The organism is Carboxylicivirga mesophila, assembly GCF_018271975.1.
GTDB lineage: Bacteria > Bacteroidota > Bacteroidia > Bacteroidales > Marinilabiliaceae > Carboxylicivirga > Carboxylicivirga mesophila.
Genome location: NZ_JAGUCN010000013.1, coordinates 38,603 through 57,447, shown reverse-complemented (window position 1 = coordinate 57,447; position 18,845 = coordinate 38,603). Strand labels below are relative to the sequence as shown.

Genomic DNA, 18,845 nt, shown 5'->3' with positions numbered 1-18,845 from the left:
GAGTTTATTCAAATGGAGAAAACAGGTATATTCTATAGTTTCAGATCAGTAAAAACGGCTCAGCAGGTAAAAAAGATTATGAAACTGCTTGGGGGCGATGTCGATACCGTTGATGTGGATATTGCAACCACCGATGATTTCATGAAGTTTACTAATTACATTTTGGCGGTGCCGACCTGGTTTGATGGTGAATTGCCCAGCTATTGGGACGAATTCTTGCCATCTATCGAGGATGAAGATCTGAAAGGTAAAAACTTTGCCTTATTTGGTGGCGGTGATCAGAAAGGTTATCCCGAGAACTTTGTGGATGGCATTGGCCTAATGGCCGAATTTCTGGAAGAAAGAGGAGGTCAGCTTGTTGGTTTTACATCCACAGAGGGTTATACTTTTGAAGAAAGTCGTGCACAACGAGGTGAGCAGTTTGTTGGTTTGGCCCTGGATATTGAAAATCAGGCAGCTCTTAGCAACGAGCGTATTGAAAGATGGGTAGAGTCCCTGAAGAAAGAATTTAAGTAGTAGTTATCATCACTTAGATGTCAAGGATGGCTTGTATAAGTCATCCTTTTTTTATGCAAATACATGCTCAATTAACACTTTAAAGCCAATACCCACCAGTATGATTCCGCCAATCAGCTCAATTTTACTACGGAAAATACTGCCTAACTTCAGGCCAATGGTTAAGCCGCCAAAGGAAAAGATAAAGGTGGTAACACCAATAATGAGCGCAGGGTAGATAATATGCACTTCCAATAATGAAAAGCTAAAGCCAACAGCCAGGGCATCAATGCTGGTGGCGATACCAAGCAGACAAATGGTCCGGTTGCTGTATATGTTAATGCTATGAGCTTCTTCTTGATGTTGCAAAGCTTCATAAATCATCTTTCCGCCAATAATACCCAATAGAACGAAAACTACCCAATGATCGTAGCTGCTAATGATCTCCACGAAATTTAAACCAAGGCTCCAGCCGATCACCGGCATGACACCCTGAAAGAAGGCAAATATCAAACTGATGCGCAACATGGTTGATGCCTTAAAACGTTTCAGAGAAATACCGGCCGTGATTGAAACAGCAAAAGAGTCCATTGCCAATGCAGAGGCAAGAAGGATGAGCGTTAAAATTTCCATTGTTCATGTTTGTCCTGCGAAAATAATTTTTTCAGTCGACATATGAAATTGAAAAAGAAACAGGTTTAGTATTAAACAATAATTAACCGCAGGAGAATGGCATTTTTATATTGCTACTTATATTGATTCAGGAATATTAAAAACGACTTTTCAGACACCTGTAGCTTGTATTATGACAATTTGTGTCATAAAGAGTGGTTTAATTTCTACATGTTAATATGAGTAACAGTAAACTGATGTATCCAAATTAACGTAAGATAAAAGGTGAATTTACATATGTGTATAGTAGTAGGGTGGGGCTGGGGTTACATAGGTAATCAAATGCATAAACCGATGTGTATACATATGTAATCAATCAGGAAAAATTCATGCATGGGATTGTTGACATTATGCACCGGATTAGTTTAGAGTTGTATCGGAACATCTGCCTTTTAAAACAACTATAAAATAGTCTCTATATTACTATAAATCAGTGCTATTAAACGTTCAAATAAAGTATAGCATTAATACACTGGAGGAAAACTGTGCATATTTATACACAAACCACTTATAATCATCATTAATTAGGGCTTATATCGCTCAAATCCTGTTAGTTAATGCGTTTAATTGATGTAGTTGTTTGCTTAATGCCTAAGTGCCTATCTAATAGAGGTAAATAAATTGATAGCTTGTTGTATTTAAGGTGTTTTAAATGCTCATTTTGCGTGATATTCAGAGTATATTATGCTCTATAAAATATTGTATAATAGTTATTAATGGCGTATTAATTAAATCATGACATCATAAGCAATCTGTGCTAGACATTCATATTGATAGAAACCGGTCTTTATAGAGGGATAAATGGAAGATAAGTGCAGTTTTATAACGGATACATTTGTAGATTACATGAAGATGATTTACATTTGTGCTGTTACAGAAAGTGAATGTTGTAACCATGAATTACTGGTACTATCGGTTAGGTTTGTAAACGACTATATACTAGAGTAACCTAAATTAAGCTTGTAAACAAATGAAAGAACGTATTGAGGCCATTATAAAACACGAACGCTTAACGCCGTCATTATTCGCTGATGCCATTGGTGTGCAACGTTCAGGCATATCACATATTTTATCAGGTCGTAACAAGCCCAGCCTTGACTTTCTTAATAAACTACTGGGGCGTTTTCCTCATATTAGTGGTGATTGGCTGATTACTGGCCAAGGAACCATGCTTAAAAACGCTGTTTCACCCCCCAAAGAGGAGGCACAGTTACAAATGCCTATGGCTGGGGAACAGGTTGAAGAAAATCCTAAAAAGAGCTTTAAATTGCCTAAAAAGGAGGTGAAGGAAGAAGAGTTACCAGCCTATAAGCCTCTAGAAAAGCCTCAAACTGCCCAGAATCTGGCACAAACCGTGGCTGCAGTTGATGGTAAAAGCATTGAACGCATCATCGTTTTTTATGTAGATAAGAGCTTTGTTGAATATCGTCCTGAATAGGCTGTCTGTACTGTTTTTGATAGCCATTTAAGCACTTAAAGGGAAATAATAGCATGTATGTTGTTTAAACGCGTGTTGTGGTTTAAACATATCTTATCCATCGTCTTTTCTAATGATAATAGACGCCTATTTATGTACCTTATCAAAATGTAACTAGGAGGATTCGTATTAATTACTCAGTTTTGTGTATCTTTGTCCAATTTTGGGATTGTTACAAATGTAAACGGCAATCTTTTTACTTATGCAATATTAATTGTAATAAAGATACATGAAGAAGTACATCGATGATTTTAAGGTCATTAAAAATGAACGCTTAAATTACGAGTATGTCATCTTAACGCTGCAGCATCCTGGTAAATTACCGGCGATGATGCCAGGTCAGTTTGTCGAAGTGCGGGTGGATAATGGGCCAAATACCTTCCTCCGACGACCTATTTCCATTCATGACATTGATGAAGCAAATAACACCATGAAACTGCTGGTACAGGAGATTGGTGAAGGCACCAGGTTGATGGGACAGCTTAAAGAAGGTGACAATTGTAACTTAGTTTACCCGCTGGGTAATTCCTTTTCACTGCCTGAGAAGCCACGCGTTTTGCTGGTAGGTGGCGGTTGCGGAATAGCGCCTTTATTATTTATGGGTCGCCATTTAAAGGCCAATGGTATTGAACCACAGTTCCTGCTGGGAGCACGCACAGAGGAAGGCCTGATTGCTTTAGAGGCTTTCAGAGCATTGGGGCAGGTGCACACCACCACCGAAGATGGTTCAGTAGGTACTAAAGGCTACGTGATTCACCACCCGGTGATGCGCACACATGAACCGGAGATTGATATGATTTATACGTGTGGGCCGGAAGCAATGATGAAGGTGGTAGCCAAATATGCACGTAACCATAACATTACATGTGAAGTGTCGCTCGAAAATCATATGGCTTGTGGTTTTGGGGCTTGTTTATGCTGTGTGGCTGACACCATTGACGGGCATAAATGTACTTGTACGGATGGTCCTGTTTTTGACTCAACTTATTTGAAATGGTAGATTTACAGATAGATTTAAACGGATTACAGCTAAAAAATCCGGTGATGACAGCGTCCGGAACCTTCGGCTATGGTGAAGAGTTCATGGATTTTTTCGATATCAGCTGTTTGGGCGGTGTATTAGTAAAAGGTACTACACTGGAACACCGCGAGGGCAATGCTTATCCGCGTATGGCTGAAACACCACAAGGGATGTTAAACGCTGTAGGCTTGCAAAATAAAGGCGTACACTACTTTGCCGATCACATATACCCACGCATTAAAGATTACGATACGCACATGCTGGTGAATGTATCTGGTTCAACCATTGAAGACTATATCAAGACAGCAGAGGTGGTGAATGAACTGGATAAGATTCCTGGTATTGAGCTGAATATTTCGTGCCCGAATGTGAAGGAAGGCGGGATGGCCTTTGGTACCAGCTGTCCATCTGCTGTATCGGTGGTGGAAGCAGTGCGTAAGGTATATAAGAAGCACCTGATGGTGAAACTATCACCAAATGTAACGAACATAGCGGAGATTGGTGCTGCTGTGGAAGGGGCTGGTGCCGATTCCATCTCACTGATTAATACCCTGCTGGGCATGGCCGTTAATGCAAAGACCCGTAAGCCGGTATTGAGCACTGTAACGGGAGGTTTATCCGGTCCTGCAGTGAAGCCTGTTGCTTTACGCATGGTGTGGCAGGTATCACAGGTGGTAAAGGTGCCGATTGTAGGTATGGGGGGTATCATGAATGCCACTGATGCAGTTGAATTTATGCTGGCAGGAGCCTCTGCCATTCAGGTGGGTACGGCCAATTTTATCGATCCTTGTGTAACTGCTAAGATCGTTGAAGGGCTGGAGCAATACTGTCAGGAGCATGGCTTTGATAGGGTCAGTGACCTGGTTGGTGCTTTAGAGGTGTAAACCTTTCAACTATTTATAGATATTAAGCTCACTTTATAGTGGGCTTTTTTTTGTGCGAAGCTAATTTACAAAAGTAAACAACACTCATAGTCCTGTATCTGCAACTCCAATTACAATTGTAAACTAATAATAGGTTAGGCGTACCTCTCTGTTTGGCATTTTAAAGCAGTTAGTATAGCAAGTTGTGGTTACATTTGGCAATTATTTAATAGGAGTATAATAGCTTGTTTTAAGCTCACAAAAGGATGCTGCGCTCTTTATAGTTTTTTAATAGGCCAATGTAAATACCTCTGCTAATAGCTTATATAGTAGCCAAAGTCTATAAACAAAAAAAGCCCCGTCAAACGGAGCTTGTTGGTGACTCAGCAGGGATTCGAACCCTGGACCCACGCCTTAAAAGGGCGTTGCTCTACCAGCTGAGCTACTGAGTCATCCTTTGCTTTTGCGATTGCAAATATAGACCTTATGAGGCATATGCACAAGTTTTGTTTAAGATTAATCAAGATGAACATTCATGCTGAATAATCAAACTTTTTACCCACTGGCACTTAAGAAGTGATTATTTTTATTGCGTAGGTTAATTATGGGTTTAAAATAGCGCCTGATAACGGGCCAGCGCTCCGGGTACTGCTCTAATAGCTGTAATATTCGCACCCTGTTTTTTCGCAATGCATCGGAGATGGCAGGTGCTGATATGGGCTTTTGCATAGTCGCTCCAACATCTGCACTGGTAATGGACTGCCCTTGCTGCTGCAAATACGCTGCAGCATCCTCCAGGCGGTCTAGTATCAACATGGCCCTGTTTTGTTGGTTAGTGGCTAAAGGAGCCTTTGATAATTGTTGATGAACTGACTGTTGGGCTAGTTGAATGTAGCTTGCCTCAATCATCAATTCATCACCTGTAGCTGGATTATAAAGTTTACATATGTAATGTATACATTTGTCAATTGCATCTTTACATGCCTCGTAAGTGTGTTCGCCTGAAAGGAGTTTAGCCCGGCCTTGTTCTGACAAAACATAATTAACGCCATCTCTTCGACTTGATTCAAGTAAGTATGTATCTAACCAGTTGTTTTTCCACTCTTTTAAGGCCTCTGTTTGCTTGGTATTATCTAATTGATTGGCATTCAGTAAGCTCCTGGTGGCTTCCTTAAAGCTCTCTGATTCTTCACGTACAGAATAATAATTGTCAAGGGCAATGTTGGCAAACTGACTGGCCATTTGGCCTATAATGGCCTTATGCGAAGTCTCCAATTTGCTTTGATTACCCGAAATACCAAAATTACTGCAGTCATTCCTGAAAAACAGATACGATAAAATTGTTGTCTCGCGTTTATTGGTGCGCACCAATAAAACCAAATAATGCGACTCTGAGAATAAATCGAGTTGATTAAGCTTTATGGCATCCTGGCTGACAAATGGCAATAATTCGGGCCGCAACCATTGATGGCTTATCTTTTCTTTCGAGATGCTTTTTAGTTTTTGCCTGGCCTCATCGCTGATATTAAGAGGAGAAATGATACCATGCATTTGTTGATGCCATTCCAGACCTTCCACTTGCTTATCGCTTTCATAGAAGGTTAATATTCGATCTAGGCCACTTAAGAAACGCTGCCACTGCTGCATTAAAAAAGCTGCAGGATGTGTGTGTATGGTATTTGTGGCAGGTGCGTTTCGCATTAATTGATTCTTTGACTAACAAAGGTATAAAACTTAAGTATAAAGTTAAGTAATTGCTTAAGTTATTAAGTCGTCTTAAGCTACTTTTTTTGTAATAAAAAATGCTTAATAAGTTTATAAAGGTCTAATATATAGAAGATATTTGAAATCATATTGGTTTACTGTTTTAGTGTTGTACTAGAAAAAATAAGTAATAAATTAAGTAATTATGGTTTCGTATCAAGTATTCATTGAAAGACTGGCTGACTGGTTTATGCAGTTATTTTTGGATCCAGGTTATTTTAATGACACGGAGACTGAAGCTAGCGGGCATCGTGTCATAGCAAAGACCAAGAAGGTCATTATTGGATTAAAAAAGCCCATATTGGAATTCATCAATGATTCCAAAGAAGAAAGTAAAAAGAGAAGTAAACATGCTTTGCACAACTGCCAAGATGTTATAAGAATAGTGCCAGAATTGATGGTGCAGTCATTGTGTAGCCAGGCCCTTATGGCTCGGTGGCTATACTAAAAAGTCACCTACCTGAGTAGATGACCTTTCACTAAACATTAGATGCTGGAAATATCATTAGTTAAATACTTCCTGCTCTCCTATATAGCCTTCCTGTATAACAGTCATCCTTATATTTTGGCTATTAACAACACTGGCTTTCAAAAGAATGGCTGGCACCAGACGTTTGCCGTTATTAACGGTGATATTCATATTGGAAGGAGCCTCGCCATCAGAAATTTTAATGGCGGCATTGGCAGCTGCAAAGGCTAAGGATTCAATAGGTTTGTAAATGGTGATTGTTTGATTGCCGGCCACAATATTGCGCACCGCCATGATATCGGCATCCTGCCCGGCCAGCAGAACTTTACCGGCTTTATTGTGCTCTTTGAGGGCAGTGATGGCACCAGAAGCTAAGGCGTCATTGCCACAGATAATTGCATCTACCTCATTTTTGTCTTTTAAATAGGTGCTTAAGATGCGATAGGCCTCGTCGGGCAGCCAATAATTGCTGAATTCATCCAGAACAACGTTAATGTCACCCTTATCCACCAGAGGCTGCAAAACATTCATCCAACCCAAACGCAACAAATAGGCATTGTAATCACTGGTTGGACCGCTGATTAAGAGGTAATTACCTTTGGGAGCTATTTTTGTCAGGTAATTAGCCTGTAGTTCACCAATATTAATATTGTCAGTTGAAATATAATAGTCCAGGTTACAGTTCTTAATCAGGCGATCGTATGATATAACAGGAATATAGTTTTTGTGGGCCAGCTTGACTATTTCGCCGGCTTTTTCTAAATCAACCGGCACTACCACCAATACGTCCACGCCTTCATCAATAAGCTTTTGTGCTTGTTCCATCTGTTTATCTGGATCTGAGTCTGCTACTTCAACATAAGGAATGCCACCCAGCTCCTTCACCTTTTCTTCAAACAAGGCCTTATCTTTATTCCAGCGTTCTATTTCAAGGCTATCCATTAAAAAGCCTACTTTGGGTTTCATCTCACAGGATGAAAGGATGAACATCCCCAGAAGGCAAACTGTTAACACATATTTTAAGGCATTGATTGAAAGCCATAATGGCGTGTTTGAATGGTGTTTTGCCACTATCCTGGCAGGTAGCTGACCATCTCTATTGGGAAGGGTATCAACGGCCATGTCTTGTGTTTTGACGATTCTTTTCATACCGGATATTTTTGAGGTGGATAAATTTGTATTTAATTTACAACAAATGCCGGTCAAAGTAAAGTTCAGAGCTGGCTATTATCTTGAAAATATGATTTAAAAAAGAATAAATGTTAATTGAAAATCAACATTATAGAACGGTTTGGTATGATGATACAACCAGACAGGTGGCCATGATCAATCAGAATAAGCTGCCTTTTGAGTTTGAGGTCGTGCATTTTAACACCTATCAGGAAACTGCTGAGGCTATTCGAAACATGACAGTGAGAGGTGCAGGTGCTATTGGAGCAGCAGCCGGATTTGCTATGGCACAAGTTTTTGAAACCACTGAAGACATGCATATGATTCAGGAGGCTCGTGAATATATTGAAGCGACACGTCCAACGGCTGTTAATTTGTTCTATGCCACCGAAAAGGTATTTAACGCTGGTAAGGAGCAAAGGAACTTAGCTATGGTTGTAGCACAAGAGATTGCTGATGAGGATGCGGAGGGGTGTCGGCTAATTGGAGAATACGGGAATACCCTCATTCAGCCATCCGGACGAATACTGACTCACTGTAATGCCGGCTGGCTGGCCTTTGTGGATTACGGTTCGGCACTGTCACCGGTATATGCGGCGCATAATGCCGGCAAGCAACCTTTCGTATATGTAGATGAAACACGCCCAAGAGGTCAGGGGGCTCGTCTGACGGCCTATGAATTGGGACAAAACAAGGTGGAGCATCGGATTATAGCAGACAATGCGGCTGCCTACTATATGGCTAAGGGTGATATTGATATGGTGATAACCGGAGCCGATAGGATTACGGCCAATGGTGATGTGGCTAATAAAATAGGTACCCTTGAAAAAGCCATTCTGGCAAAGGAATTTGGTATTCCGTTTTATGTAGCAGCTCCATTCAGCACGTTTGATTTTAATACACCTTCCGGTGATAGAATTGTAATTGAGGAAAGGAGCGATGAGGAATTGCTCTATCATGAAGGGCCTGATGATAACAATATCATACGCAAGATTCGCATGGCCGCTCCCGGTTCATCTGGACTTAATCCGGCTTTCGATGTTACCCCTAATCGCTATATAACCGGTTTTATCACCAATCGTGGTATCATTCGTCCTGATGAGTTAAAGGGATACCAATAAAAAATAAGTAGTTTTACAATACATATACTTATAAATTAATAAAAAAATAGGGATTGTAATTTTGATTTAAATTATATATCCCTATTTTTGCAATGAAATCACTCATTCGTGACCAAAATAAAGATGAATTATATTATTACAAATATTACTACTTCTACAACTACCCCTTGGGGGGTATAGCTTATTATTTCATCCGGTCAATTCATTTTTTTTATTTATAAGTTTTTCAACCTAATCTGCTAATGGTTAGGCATCGATTATTTTGATTTTGTAAAGCTCACTATATGAAAGTTTTAAAATTTGGTGGTACTTCTATGGGCAGTGCATCCGCTATCCGAAAAGTACAAGAGGTTGTAAAAAGCCAGTCGGAGCCTGTGGTTGTGGTCGTCTCTGCTGTTGGAGGAGTTACTGATAAACTGGTGCTTGCTGCCAATACAGCAGTAAAGGGCGAGGATTACCAGAATATACTTGAAGAGGTGGTTCAAATTCACTCCTCAGTAGCACAGGATTTATTTGATGACAAGTGTCAGGCACAGCTATATAGCACATGTGAGAATGTATGGCAAGAGTTAAGGCAAGTGCTCCAGGGGGTTTTTTTAACGCGTGAATTAAGCACCAAAAGTTACGATACAATAGTAGGTATTGGTGAGCGCCTATCATCCGTTTTTTTAAGCCAGTTGATGGACGGTGCCAAACTGTTTGATAGTCGTCTCTTTATCACTACTGAGGCGAATGGCAAAGGGCATCATGTCAAATACAATGAAACTATGCAAGCTATTGGCGAGCTGAAGTTTTCATTAGGTAAAGTGAATGTCTTTCCTGGTTTTATTGCAGCCAATGCCGTTGGCGAAAACACGACGCTTGGCAGGGGAGGTTCAGACTATTCTGCGGCTTTACTGGCTGCAGGCCTGGAGGCAAATGTTCTGGAGATATGGACGGATGTTGATGGTTTTATGTCGGCCGATCCGCGAGTAATAAAACGGGCCTACTGCATAGAACACCTGAGTTATGCAGAAGCGATGGAACTGTCGCATTTTGGTGCTAAGGTGATTTATCCGCCAACTATCATTCCGGCTTTACAAAAACAAATCCCTATTAAAGTTAAAAATACATTTAATGCTTCGGCAAGAGGCACTTTAATTGATGATCAGAAGGATGAACAACAACGTGTTAAAGGTCTGTCGTCCATTAAAGATGTGGCATTATTAACTCTGCAGGGCAATGGTATGATTGGGATCACTGGTATTTCGATGCGCATGTTTAGTGCCCTTGCCAGTCATAATATTAATATTATCCTTATCTCCCAGGCATCCAGCGAAAGCAGTATTAGTGTGGTACTGGCTTCTGAGGATGTAGAAGTGGCCAGGTTGGCATTAATAAAGGAATTTGACAAAGAGATTGCCCGCCGCGAAATTAATGGTGTTTCTATTGATAAAGAAATGGCGGTGGTGGCCATTGTTGGAGAGGGCATGAAGCATGCGCCAGGTGTGTCGGGCAAATTGTTTAGTGATATAGGCCGCAATGGTATTAATATATACGCTATTGCCCAGGGGGCTTCTGAACTGAATATTTCGTTTGTGATCCATGCACGCGATCTGCGAAAGTGCCTCAATGTCGTGCATGAGTCTTTTTTCCTGAGTGCTTATCAGGCCATTCACCTGTACCTTGTAGGTGTTGGTACAGTAGGTAAGAACCTGCTGCAGAAAATCACACGTCAATCAGAGCGCTTATTAAAAACCGAGCATCTAAGCATACGTTTAGCTGGATTGGCCAACTCAAAGCAGATGATATTTAATGATCGTGGACTGGAATTGGAATCGGCCCTTGAAGTACTTAAGGAGGCTAGTCCGGGAACAATTGATCAGTTTGTGGAGCAAATTATTGCCAACAACCACTCAAACAGTGTATTTGTAGACTGTACTGCCAGTGCACTGGTGGCAGAAAAGTACCAGCGATTGCTGGAAAATAATGTATCTGTGGTGACCGCCAATAAGATTGCCGGCTCATCAAGTTACGCGCGTTATGAGCAACTAAAGAAAACAGCCCGTCAGAAAGGGGTGAAGTACTTGTTTGAAACGAATGTGGGAGCTGGCTTACCAATCATTAACACCATCAATGGTATGGTGCAGAGTGGCGATCGCATACTGCAGCTGGAAGCAGTGCTGTCGGGCACTTTGAATTATATCGTCAATAATGTCAGCGCAGATCGTCCTCTGTCAGAGGTAGTACTCGAGGCTAAAGAACTGGGCTATAGTGAGCCTGATCCGCGTATTGATCTGAAAGGAACAGATGTACTGCGTAAACTGTTGATTCTGGCACGCGAGAGTGAGTATGCCCTTGAGGAGCAACACGTAGAGATCAAACCATTTGTGCCTGCCGAGTATTTTACAGATGAATCTGTTGATGGATTCCTGCAACGCTTGAAGGCCTATGATGATGCCTTTGAAGCGATGCGCGCCGGAGCTGCCGCAAAAGGGAAAGTCATTCGCTATGCGGCCTCACTCAAAGAGGGACGTGCCCGGGTGGGATTTATTGAGGTGGATGCACATCATCCGTTTTATAACCTCGCAGATAGCAATAATAAAGTGATTCTCAGATCAGATTATTATTACGAACATCCCATGGAGATAAAAGGCTACGGGGCCGGAGCAGACGTGACAGCTGCCGGTGTTTTTGCCGATATTATTAAAGTAGTGAACCTTTAACCTTAAACGAAATAAACACATGAAACATCTTGTAATACTGGCAGATGGCTTTGCCGATCAACCAATTGAACGCCTGAATGGCAAAACGCCGATGATGGTCGCTAATACACCTCATATCGATCAGCTTTGTGAGAAATCGGGTTGTGGTTACCTGAAAACGGTGCCAGATTCATTGCATCCGGGCAGCGAAGTGGCCAATATGACCATTATGGGCTATGATGCTGAAAAATACTATCAGGGCCGAGGCGTGTTGGAAGCGGCAGCTCTTGGGATTGATATAGAACCCAATGATCTGGTTTTTCGCTGCAATCTGGTGACCGTGGAAGCGGCTAAGCTGCTCAACCATTCTGCCGGCCATATTGAAACAGAAGAAGCCCGGGAATTAATCAATGCCTTGAATGAGTATTTGGGCACTGAGCGTGTTAAATTTTATGCCGGTGTAAGCTATCGTCATGTGATGGTGATAAAGGGTGGAAAAAATGGCGTAGAATGTACGCCACCCCACGATGTGCCTGGTGAGTTTGTTGAAACGGTGTTACCCAAGCCCTTTGAAAGTAATGATACCGTTAAACTGCTGCGCCAGCTGATGTTTGCTTCCAATGAGCTGTTGAGTGCTCATCCGGTTAATGTGCGCAGGCGTGCTAAAGGACTGCCCGTTGCCAACATGATATGGCCATGGTCGCCTGGTTTCAAGCCTGCCATGCCCACCTTAAAGGAGCTTTATGGCATTGAGCAGGGAGTGGTGATATCGGCTGTTGACCTGATTCATGGGTTAGGCCGGCTGGGAGGACTGCAATCTGTTTTTGTAGAAGGAGCAACAGGTTTGTATACTACGAACTATACGGGCAAAGCACAAGCTGCTCTAAAAGCATTAAAGGAAGGGGCCGACTATGTGTTTCTGCATATTGAAGCACCTGATGAAGCTGGTCATGAAGGTGATGTGGAGTTGAAAATCAAAACCCTGGAGGATATTGATCAGAAAGTGGTGAAGCTGGTGTTGGAATATCTAAGTAAGGATGGCGAAGATGTGAGTGTGGCTTTTCTGCCCGATCACCCTACACCATGCGAGATCAGAACACACACGCGCGACCATGTGCCGTTTATGATCTATCGACCAGGCTTGGCACCTGATAAGGTGAAGGAATATAATGAAGAATCGGTAAGCAATGGTGTATTTGGTTTTATCGATCAAACAGAATTTATGCAGGTATTATTATCCGGAAAAAAGTAAACAATGCAATATTACAGTACAAATAATCCATCTGTTAAGAGTGACTTAAAGAATGCCGTTATTAATGGTTTGGCACTTGATAAAGGCCTGTTTATGCCAGAAGTTATCCCGGTTTTACCGGATGATTTCTGGAAAGCTTTGCCAGATATGCCATTGGGCGAAATAGGCTTCGAAACCTTAAAGCACTTCTTTTGTCCTGAAATACCCGAAGATGACTTCAGGCAACTAACAACAGAAGCATTTAATTTTCCCATTCCGTTGGTGCCGGTCACCGATAGAATTGGTTCACTGGAATTATTTCATGGGCCTACCTTAGCCTTTAAAGATATAGGTGCTCGTTTCCTGGCACGTGTTATGGCGCGTTTTACCAAAGACACAGGTGCAGAAGTGAATGTGTTGGTGGCTACATCGGGTGATACGGGGAGTGCTGTGGCCAATGGCTTCCTGGGTGTAGAAGGGGTGAACGTATTTGTACTTTATCCAAAAGGATTAGTGTCGGATGTACAGGAAAAGCAATTCACCACACTGGGCCAAAATATTACAGCCATAGAGGTGGATGGAACTTTTGACGACTGTCAACGTCTGGTTAAAACGGCTTTCATGGATGATGAGCTCAAGAAAAGTATGCAGCTGACATCGGCCAACTCTATTAATCTGGCGCGTTTTTTGCCGCAGATGGTTTATTATTTTTCAGCTTATGCACAGGCGCTTAAGCAAGGGAACAAAGAGGTCATGTTGTGTGTGCCTAGTGGTAATTTCGGTAATTTAACTGCCGGATTAATTGCTTACAAGATGGGATTGCCTGTCAAGCGATTTGTGGCTGCCACCAACTGTAACGATATTGTTCCAAAATATCTGGATACGGGTAATTATCAACCCGCCCCGAGCATTGCCACACCGGCCAACGCCATGGATGTAGGTGATCCCAGCAACTTTATCCGGATTCAGGAGTTGTTTAATCGTAATTTATCGGATATAAAAGCGGTTGTCGAAGGTGTGAAAGTGGATAATGATACAATTTATTCAACCATTCGTTCGGTATTCAATGAGTCTGGTTATGTACTTGATCCGCACGGTGCCATTGGCTATCATGCTATCAAAGAAAAATTGGAGACTACGGACTACGGCATATTCCTGGCAACTGCTCACCCGGCTAAGTTTCCCGAAACGGTGGAAGAGATGATTCAGCAAAAGGTGGAACAACCCGAGCGCCTCAAGGCATTTTTAGATGGCCAAAAGCGAGTAGAAAGCGCCTCAGCTGACTATAAGGATTTGGTGAAAATCCTGCTGACTTACGCCTGACGTAAGTAGGCATCTGTTAAAAAATCCTGCTAATCTTTAATATATTTTTAAAAAAAAACTATTTTTACGACCGTTGAAATCAATTGTATCAATAAAATAGATTAAAAGAATTTTATTATGAAGTATTTAGCAACTTTATCTCTTGTGTTAATGGTAGCTTTCGGAGCTTTTGCTCAGGAAGAAAGTGCGGCAGAATTGAAAAATCAGGGGAATGAAGCTTTAAGAGCGAAAAATTACAAAGGAGCGTTGGAGTTATTTGAAAAAGCAATTGCATCATGGGGTGAAGAACCAATGGATGAAGCCATGGTTTACAATGCAGCTACCTGTGCTCGTAAAATAAAAAATTACGATAAGGCCATTAACCTTTACGGTGAGTCTAAGAAATTAAACTACAAAGCAGACGTTTCTACCTATTACATTGCTTCAGCATTGAAGAGTTCTGATAAAGATGCAGAAATGGAAAAAGTGCTGTTAGCGGGTATCGAAGAGTATGGCACAAGCAAGTATGTGGCACATATGAAAAAGATGTTGGCTGGTTACTATGTGAAAGAAAGTAACGAACTTTACACCAAAGGACAAGGCATCTTAAATACACGTGTTGATGGTAACCGTGATGAGTGGGATGCTATTAAAGAAAAAGCTAAAGTTGTTTTGGATGAAGCAGCTGATTTAGCTAAAAAAGCTTTGGAGTATGATGCAGCTAATAAAAATGCACAAGCCATCTTAAGCGGAATTGACACTTTCCTGGCTAGCTAAGAAAGAATTAAAATAGTTGAAAGCGGCAGTCTGATTAGGCTGCCGCTTTTTTTTGGTATCATTCTTGGTGAATTTCTAACTAACTCAGTTATTTTTGTAGCTCAACCCCTAAAAACAAGATGTAAATGAAACAACTGTTATCAGTGCTGTTACTCACCGGCTTTGTGGGTGCACTATTCGCGCAAAATGCGGATGTAATGAAGAGCGATGCCATCATGCAGGAGAGTCAGATGCAATACCTGGCTGCTGCCGAATTGTATGAAAAAGCTGCTCAGCTCTATGAATCAGACGGTAATACTGATGCATTCTCCTGGTTTAAAGCTGGTCAAAACTATGTTAAGGCTAAGGACTATCAAAAGGCTGTGACCATGCTGGATAAGGCGCAGACAAGCGGTTATTCAGAGGCAGAATTATATCTGTCTATGGGTGATGCATTTGCCGGCACAAAGCAATTTGATAATGCAGAAAAGGCTTTGATTGATGGGCGCAATCAGTTTGCAGCTCAAAAGGCTGAATTCACCAAGAAGCTAGGCTATCTGTACTTTAACTCTGCGCAATATGAAAAAGCGGTGACATCCTTAAGTGAAGCTATCAGCGAGGAGCCTGGTAATTACATGTATCACTACCTCCTAGGTTCATCTTATGAACGCTTGAAGGATTATGCTATGGCTACAGAGGAGCTTGAAAAAGTGGTGGCTTTAGAGCCCAATCATAAAAACAGTATTAAGAAGCTGGGGGTGATCTACTTTAAGCAAACTGACTATCTCTATAGTAAAGAAACTAAACGCTATGAGGCTATGAAAAATCCGAGTCGGGTAGATTACCACACTTCAACAAAAAAGCTGGAGGAGATTGCTAAAGGGTATAATAAAGCATTACCATACCTGGAGCAGGCACACCAACTTTCGCCAAAGGACAAGGCTATAATCAGCTGTTTAAGTATTGCATACAGACGATTGAAAATGGAGGAGAAGGCCAGTCAGATGGCGGCCCTGTTGAAATAATCCAGGAATTACATAAAAAAAAGCTGCCCACTGGCAGCTTTTTTTATGTAGTAAATAGAGGTCTCTATTCCTCTTTTTTCTTCGATAGTTCAATAATGGCGGTGGTTATTTTTTCTTCTTTATCGTCATAATCCACCTTAATAATATCACCTTCTGATACGGACGCCTGAATTATAACCTCGGCCATTTCGTCTTCCAGGTATTTCTGGATAGCACGCTTAAGAGGTCGGGCACCATACTGAACGTCGTAACCTTTTGTGGCGATAAAGTCTTTGGCTTTATCAGACAGCTCCAGTTTGTATCCCAAAGCCTCAACCCGGTCATACAATCCTTTCAGTTCAATATCAATGATCTTGTGAATATCCTCTTTTTCCAGGTTATTGAAGATGATAACATCATCAATACGATTAATAAATTCAGGCGCGAATGCTTTTTTCAGAGCCTTCTCGATAACACCTTTAGCATGATCGCGATCAGAAATACTGCTGGCAGGAGTAAAACCAACTCCACGGCCAAAGTCTTTCAGTTCACGCGTACCAATATTCGATGTCATGATGATGATGGTATTCTTAAAGTCCACTTTTCGACCTAAACTGTCGGTCAAACGGCCTTCATCCAGCACCTGAAGCAGTAAATTGAAGACGTCTGGGTGTGCTTTCTCAATTTCATCTAAAAGTACCACTGCATAAGGGCGACGACGAACCTTTTCGGTTAGTTGACCACCCTCTTCGTACCCAACGTATCCCGGAGGGGCACCTACTAATCGCGACACGGAGAATTTCTCCATGTATTCACTCATATCAATGCGAATAAGTGCGTCGGTTGTATCAAAAAGATACTTGGCCAGCACTTTTGCCAGGTGGGTTTTACCAACACCGGTTGGCCCTAAAAAGACAAATGAGCCAATGGGGCGATTCGGATCTTTCAGTCCGGCACGGTTACGTTGTATGGCTTTTACAATCTTTTCAATGGCCGTATTCTGACCAATGACAGAGCCATTTAATTCTTTACCCATCTTCAAGAGGCGGAAGCCTTCGGCCTGGGCAACGCGCTGTACCGGAATACCTGTCATCATGGCTACTACTTCTGCCACTTTTTCAGCATCCACGCTCTCACGGTGCTGAAGCAGTTCTTCTTCCCACTTGCTTTTAGCACTATCCAGCTCTTCCAGCAATTCCTTTTCTTTGTCACGGAAGCTGGCCGCCAGCTCAAAATTTTGTGCTTTTACGGCTTTAATCTTGTTCTCCTTAACTTCGTCGATATTATTCTCAATCGTCAGGATGGTTTCGGGCACAACAATATTAGAAATGTGCACACGCGAACCTGCTTCATCTAAAGCATCAATGGCTTTATCGGGCAGATGTCTGTCAGAGATATAACGCTCAGTCAGCTTAACACAGGCCTCCACAGCTTCGGGCGTATAGCTTACATTGTGGTGGTCTTCGTATTTCTCCCTGATATTATTCAATATCTCAACGGTTTCTTCAATCGTCGTAGGTTCCACCATTACTTTTTGGAATCGACGCTCCAGGGCACCATCTTTTTCAATGTGCTGACGATATTCATCCAGCGTGGTGGCACCAATGCATTGTATCTCACCACGCGCCAGCGCAGGCTTCAACATATTGGCTGCATCCAGTGAGCCGGTGGCACCACCAGCACCTACAATGGTGTGTATCTCATCGATAAACAGGATAATGTTCGGATTGCGGCTTAATTCGTTAAGAATGGCCTTCATGCGTTCCTCAAATTGCCCCCGGTATTTGGTACCAGCAACAATAGAAGCCAAATCAAGGGTTACCACACGTTTATCAAATAGTACTCTGGATACCTTCTTTTCGTTGATACGTAAAGCCAGGCCTTCAGCAATAGCCGATTTACCAACACCCGGCTCACCAATCAAAATGGGGTTGTTCTTTTTGCGGCGACTTAATATTTGCGCCAGTCGTTCAATTTCTTTTTCTCTGCCTACGATGGGATCCAGACGGTTTTCTTCTGCAGCTTTGGTGATGTCAATGCCAAAGTTATCAAGTACCGGTGTGTCTGAACCTGTTTTGGCACCAGCTTTACTGCCTTCGCCACCCGAACCGGAGCCGGAGCCGGAAAAGGGGCTATCCTGATCGTCATCCTCCGGATAGTCGGCCTTGGCCAGGGGAGCTTCTTGCTCAAGCATTTCTTTAACCCGCTGGTAATTAATATTTTCTTCTGCCATAATTTCCCATATTATACTGCTCTTTTCTTTCAGAAGAGCGATTAGTAAATGGCCTGTATTAACACGCTTACTTTTTAAGGCTTTAGCTTCGAGGTGAACCAGTTTTAACACTCGTTCGGCTGATTGTAATAAGGGCAGGTTATCGCTTTGGATGGCCTCTTTTTCTTTCAGGTGCTCATCCAACGCTTGTTTGATGCGCGGAATATCGGCATTCAGCCGTTGCATTATTTCCATGGCAACACCTTCACCATCACGCAAAATGCCAAGCATCAGGTGTTCTGGCGATATGAAATGGTTACCCAACCTTTCAGCTTCTTCCTTACTGTATGAGATCACGTCCTTAATACGTGGCGAAAAGTTTAAATCCATATAATTGTTTGAATCTATTTATTACAAAACAAGCTGCCGCGCCTCTTGTTTGGCCGACAGGTAAAAAAAATGAACAAGAATCGTGCAATAAGCGAAAGAACAGCCAAAGAACTGTAAAACCTGACAATTGTGCAGCTTCTTGTCAATGGATGAATTTAATTATTCTCCCCGCAATAATCAAAAAATGTTGAAAACATTCCTGCGGTGAGCCTGC

General features: G+C 41.9%; 15 protein-coding genes and 1 tRNA gene. 11 read left to right on the top strand and 5 right to left on the bottom strand.

Translation table 11 applies throughout. The features are described from left to right. Positions 1-12: 12 nt before the first annotated feature. Complete coding sequence (locus KEM09_RS12205; RefSeq protein WP_212228674.1) at positions 13-516, top strand: flavodoxin; 504 nt, start codon at positions 13-15, stop codon at positions 514-516. Between the two features lie 51 nt (positions 517-567). Here the strand turns inward: KEM09_RS12205 and KEM09_RS12200 are convergent, their stop codons facing one another. After that, positions 568-1,128: a manganese efflux pump MntP gene (locus KEM09_RS12200; RefSeq protein ID WP_212228672.1), complete on the bottom strand. Its 561-nt coding sequence runs from the start codon at positions 1,126-1,128 to the stop codon at positions 568-570. Between the two features lie 1,009 nt (positions 1,129-2,137). Between KEM09_RS12200 and KEM09_RS12195 the strand changes: the two genes are divergently transcribed. From KEM09_RS12195 to KEM09_RS12185, 3 genes are all read left to right on the top strand, one after another. Then, entirely contained in the window at positions 2,138-2,605 is a 468-nt protein-coding gene (locus tag KEM09_RS12195) for a helix-turn-helix domain-containing protein (RefSeq protein WP_212228670.1), read from the top strand. A gap of 268 nt (positions 2,606-2,873) precedes the next feature. Then, positions 2,874-3,644 carry a dihydroorotate dehydrogenase electron transfer subunit gene (locus KEM09_RS12190; RefSeq protein ID WP_212228669.1) on the top strand — a complete coding sequence of 257 codons (771 nt, stop codon included), beginning with the start codon at positions 2,874-2,876 and terminating at the stop codon, positions 3,642-3,644. Then, complete coding sequence (locus tag KEM09_RS12185; RefSeq protein WP_212228668.1) at positions 3,638-4,549, top strand: dihydroorotate dehydrogenase; 912 nt, start codon at positions 3,638-3,640, stop codon at positions 4,547-4,549. Before KEM09_RS12190 ends, KEM09_RS12185 begins: the two co-directional genes overlap by 7 nt. A 355-nt stretch (positions 4,550-4,904) precedes the next feature. On the opposite strand, the gene KEM09_RS12180 is transcribed toward KEM09_RS12185, so the two are convergent. Beyond that, positions 4,905-4,980: transfer RNA gene (locus tag KEM09_RS12180), tRNA-Lys, on the bottom strand. Positions 4,981-5,083: 103 nt separating this feature from the next. Further along, positions 5,084-6,229 (bottom strand): hypothetical protein, encoded by a 1,146-nt coding sequence (locus KEM09_RS12175; RefSeq protein ID WP_212228667.1) that lies wholly within the window; start codon positions 6,227-6,229, stop codon positions 5,084-5,086. A 208-nt stretch (positions 6,230-6,437) separates the two neighbouring features. On the opposite strand from KEM09_RS12175, the gene KEM09_RS12170 reads away from it, so the two are divergent. Further along, positions 6,438-6,740: a hypothetical protein gene (locus KEM09_RS12170; RefSeq protein ID WP_212228666.1), complete on the top strand. Its 303-nt coding sequence runs from the start codon at positions 6,438-6,440 to the stop codon at positions 6,738-6,740. 57 nt (positions 6,741-6,797) lie between these two features. Here KEM09_RS12170 and KEM09_RS12165 read toward each other — a convergent pair whose 3' ends face one another. After that, a complete protein-coding gene (locus tag KEM09_RS12165; RefSeq protein ID WP_244824982.1) occupies positions 6,798-7,910 on the bottom strand; it encodes a substrate-binding domain-containing protein in 1,113 nt (370 codons plus the stop codon). 110 nt (positions 7,911-8,020) lie between these two features. Here KEM09_RS12165 and mtnA point away from each other — a divergent pair, with 110 nt between their 5' ends. From mtnA to KEM09_RS12135, 6 genes are all read left to right on the top strand, one after another. Then, a complete protein-coding gene (mtnA, locus tag KEM09_RS12160; RefSeq protein WP_212228665.1) occupies positions 8,021-9,052 on the top strand; it encodes an S-methyl-5-thioribose-1-phosphate isomerase in 1,032 nt (343 codons plus the stop codon). A gap of 284 nt (positions 9,053-9,336) precedes the next feature. Beyond that, complete coding sequence (gene thrA, locus KEM09_RS12155; RefSeq protein WP_212228664.1) at positions 9,337-11,757, top strand: bifunctional aspartate kinase/homoserine dehydrogenase I; 2,421 nt, start codon at positions 9,337-9,339, stop codon at positions 11,755-11,757. Between the two features lie 19 nt (positions 11,758-11,776). Further along, positions 11,777-12,988, top strand: coding sequence for a cofactor-independent phosphoglycerate mutase (locus tag KEM09_RS12150; protein WP_212228663.1), 1,212 nt, complete (start codon positions 11,777-11,779; stop codon positions 12,986-12,988). 3 nt (positions 12,989-12,991) lie between these two features. Beyond that, entirely contained in the window at positions 12,992-14,290 is a 1,299-nt protein-coding gene (thrC, locus tag KEM09_RS12145; protein ID WP_212228662.1) for a threonine synthase, read from the top strand. 117 nt (positions 14,291-14,407) lie between these two features. After that, complete coding sequence (locus KEM09_RS12140) at positions 14,408-15,046, top strand: tetratricopeptide repeat protein (RefSeq protein ID WP_212228660.1); 639 nt, start codon at positions 14,408-14,410, stop codon at positions 15,044-15,046. Positions 15,047-15,171: 125 nt separating this feature from the next. Next, positions 15,172-16,050: a tetratricopeptide repeat protein gene (locus KEM09_RS12135; protein ID WP_212228657.1), complete on the top strand. Its 879-nt coding sequence runs from the start codon at positions 15,172-15,174 to the stop codon at positions 16,048-16,050. A 64-nt stretch (positions 16,051-16,114) separates the two neighbouring features. Here KEM09_RS12135 and KEM09_RS12130 read toward each other — a convergent pair whose 3' ends face one another. Then, on the bottom strand, positions 16,115-18,631 hold the full coding sequence (locus KEM09_RS12130) for an ATP-dependent Clp protease ATP-binding subunit (RefSeq protein ID WP_212228655.1): 2,517 nt from the start codon (positions 18,629-18,631) through the stop codon (positions 16,115-16,117). Positions 18,632-18,845: the final 214 nt, after the last annotated feature.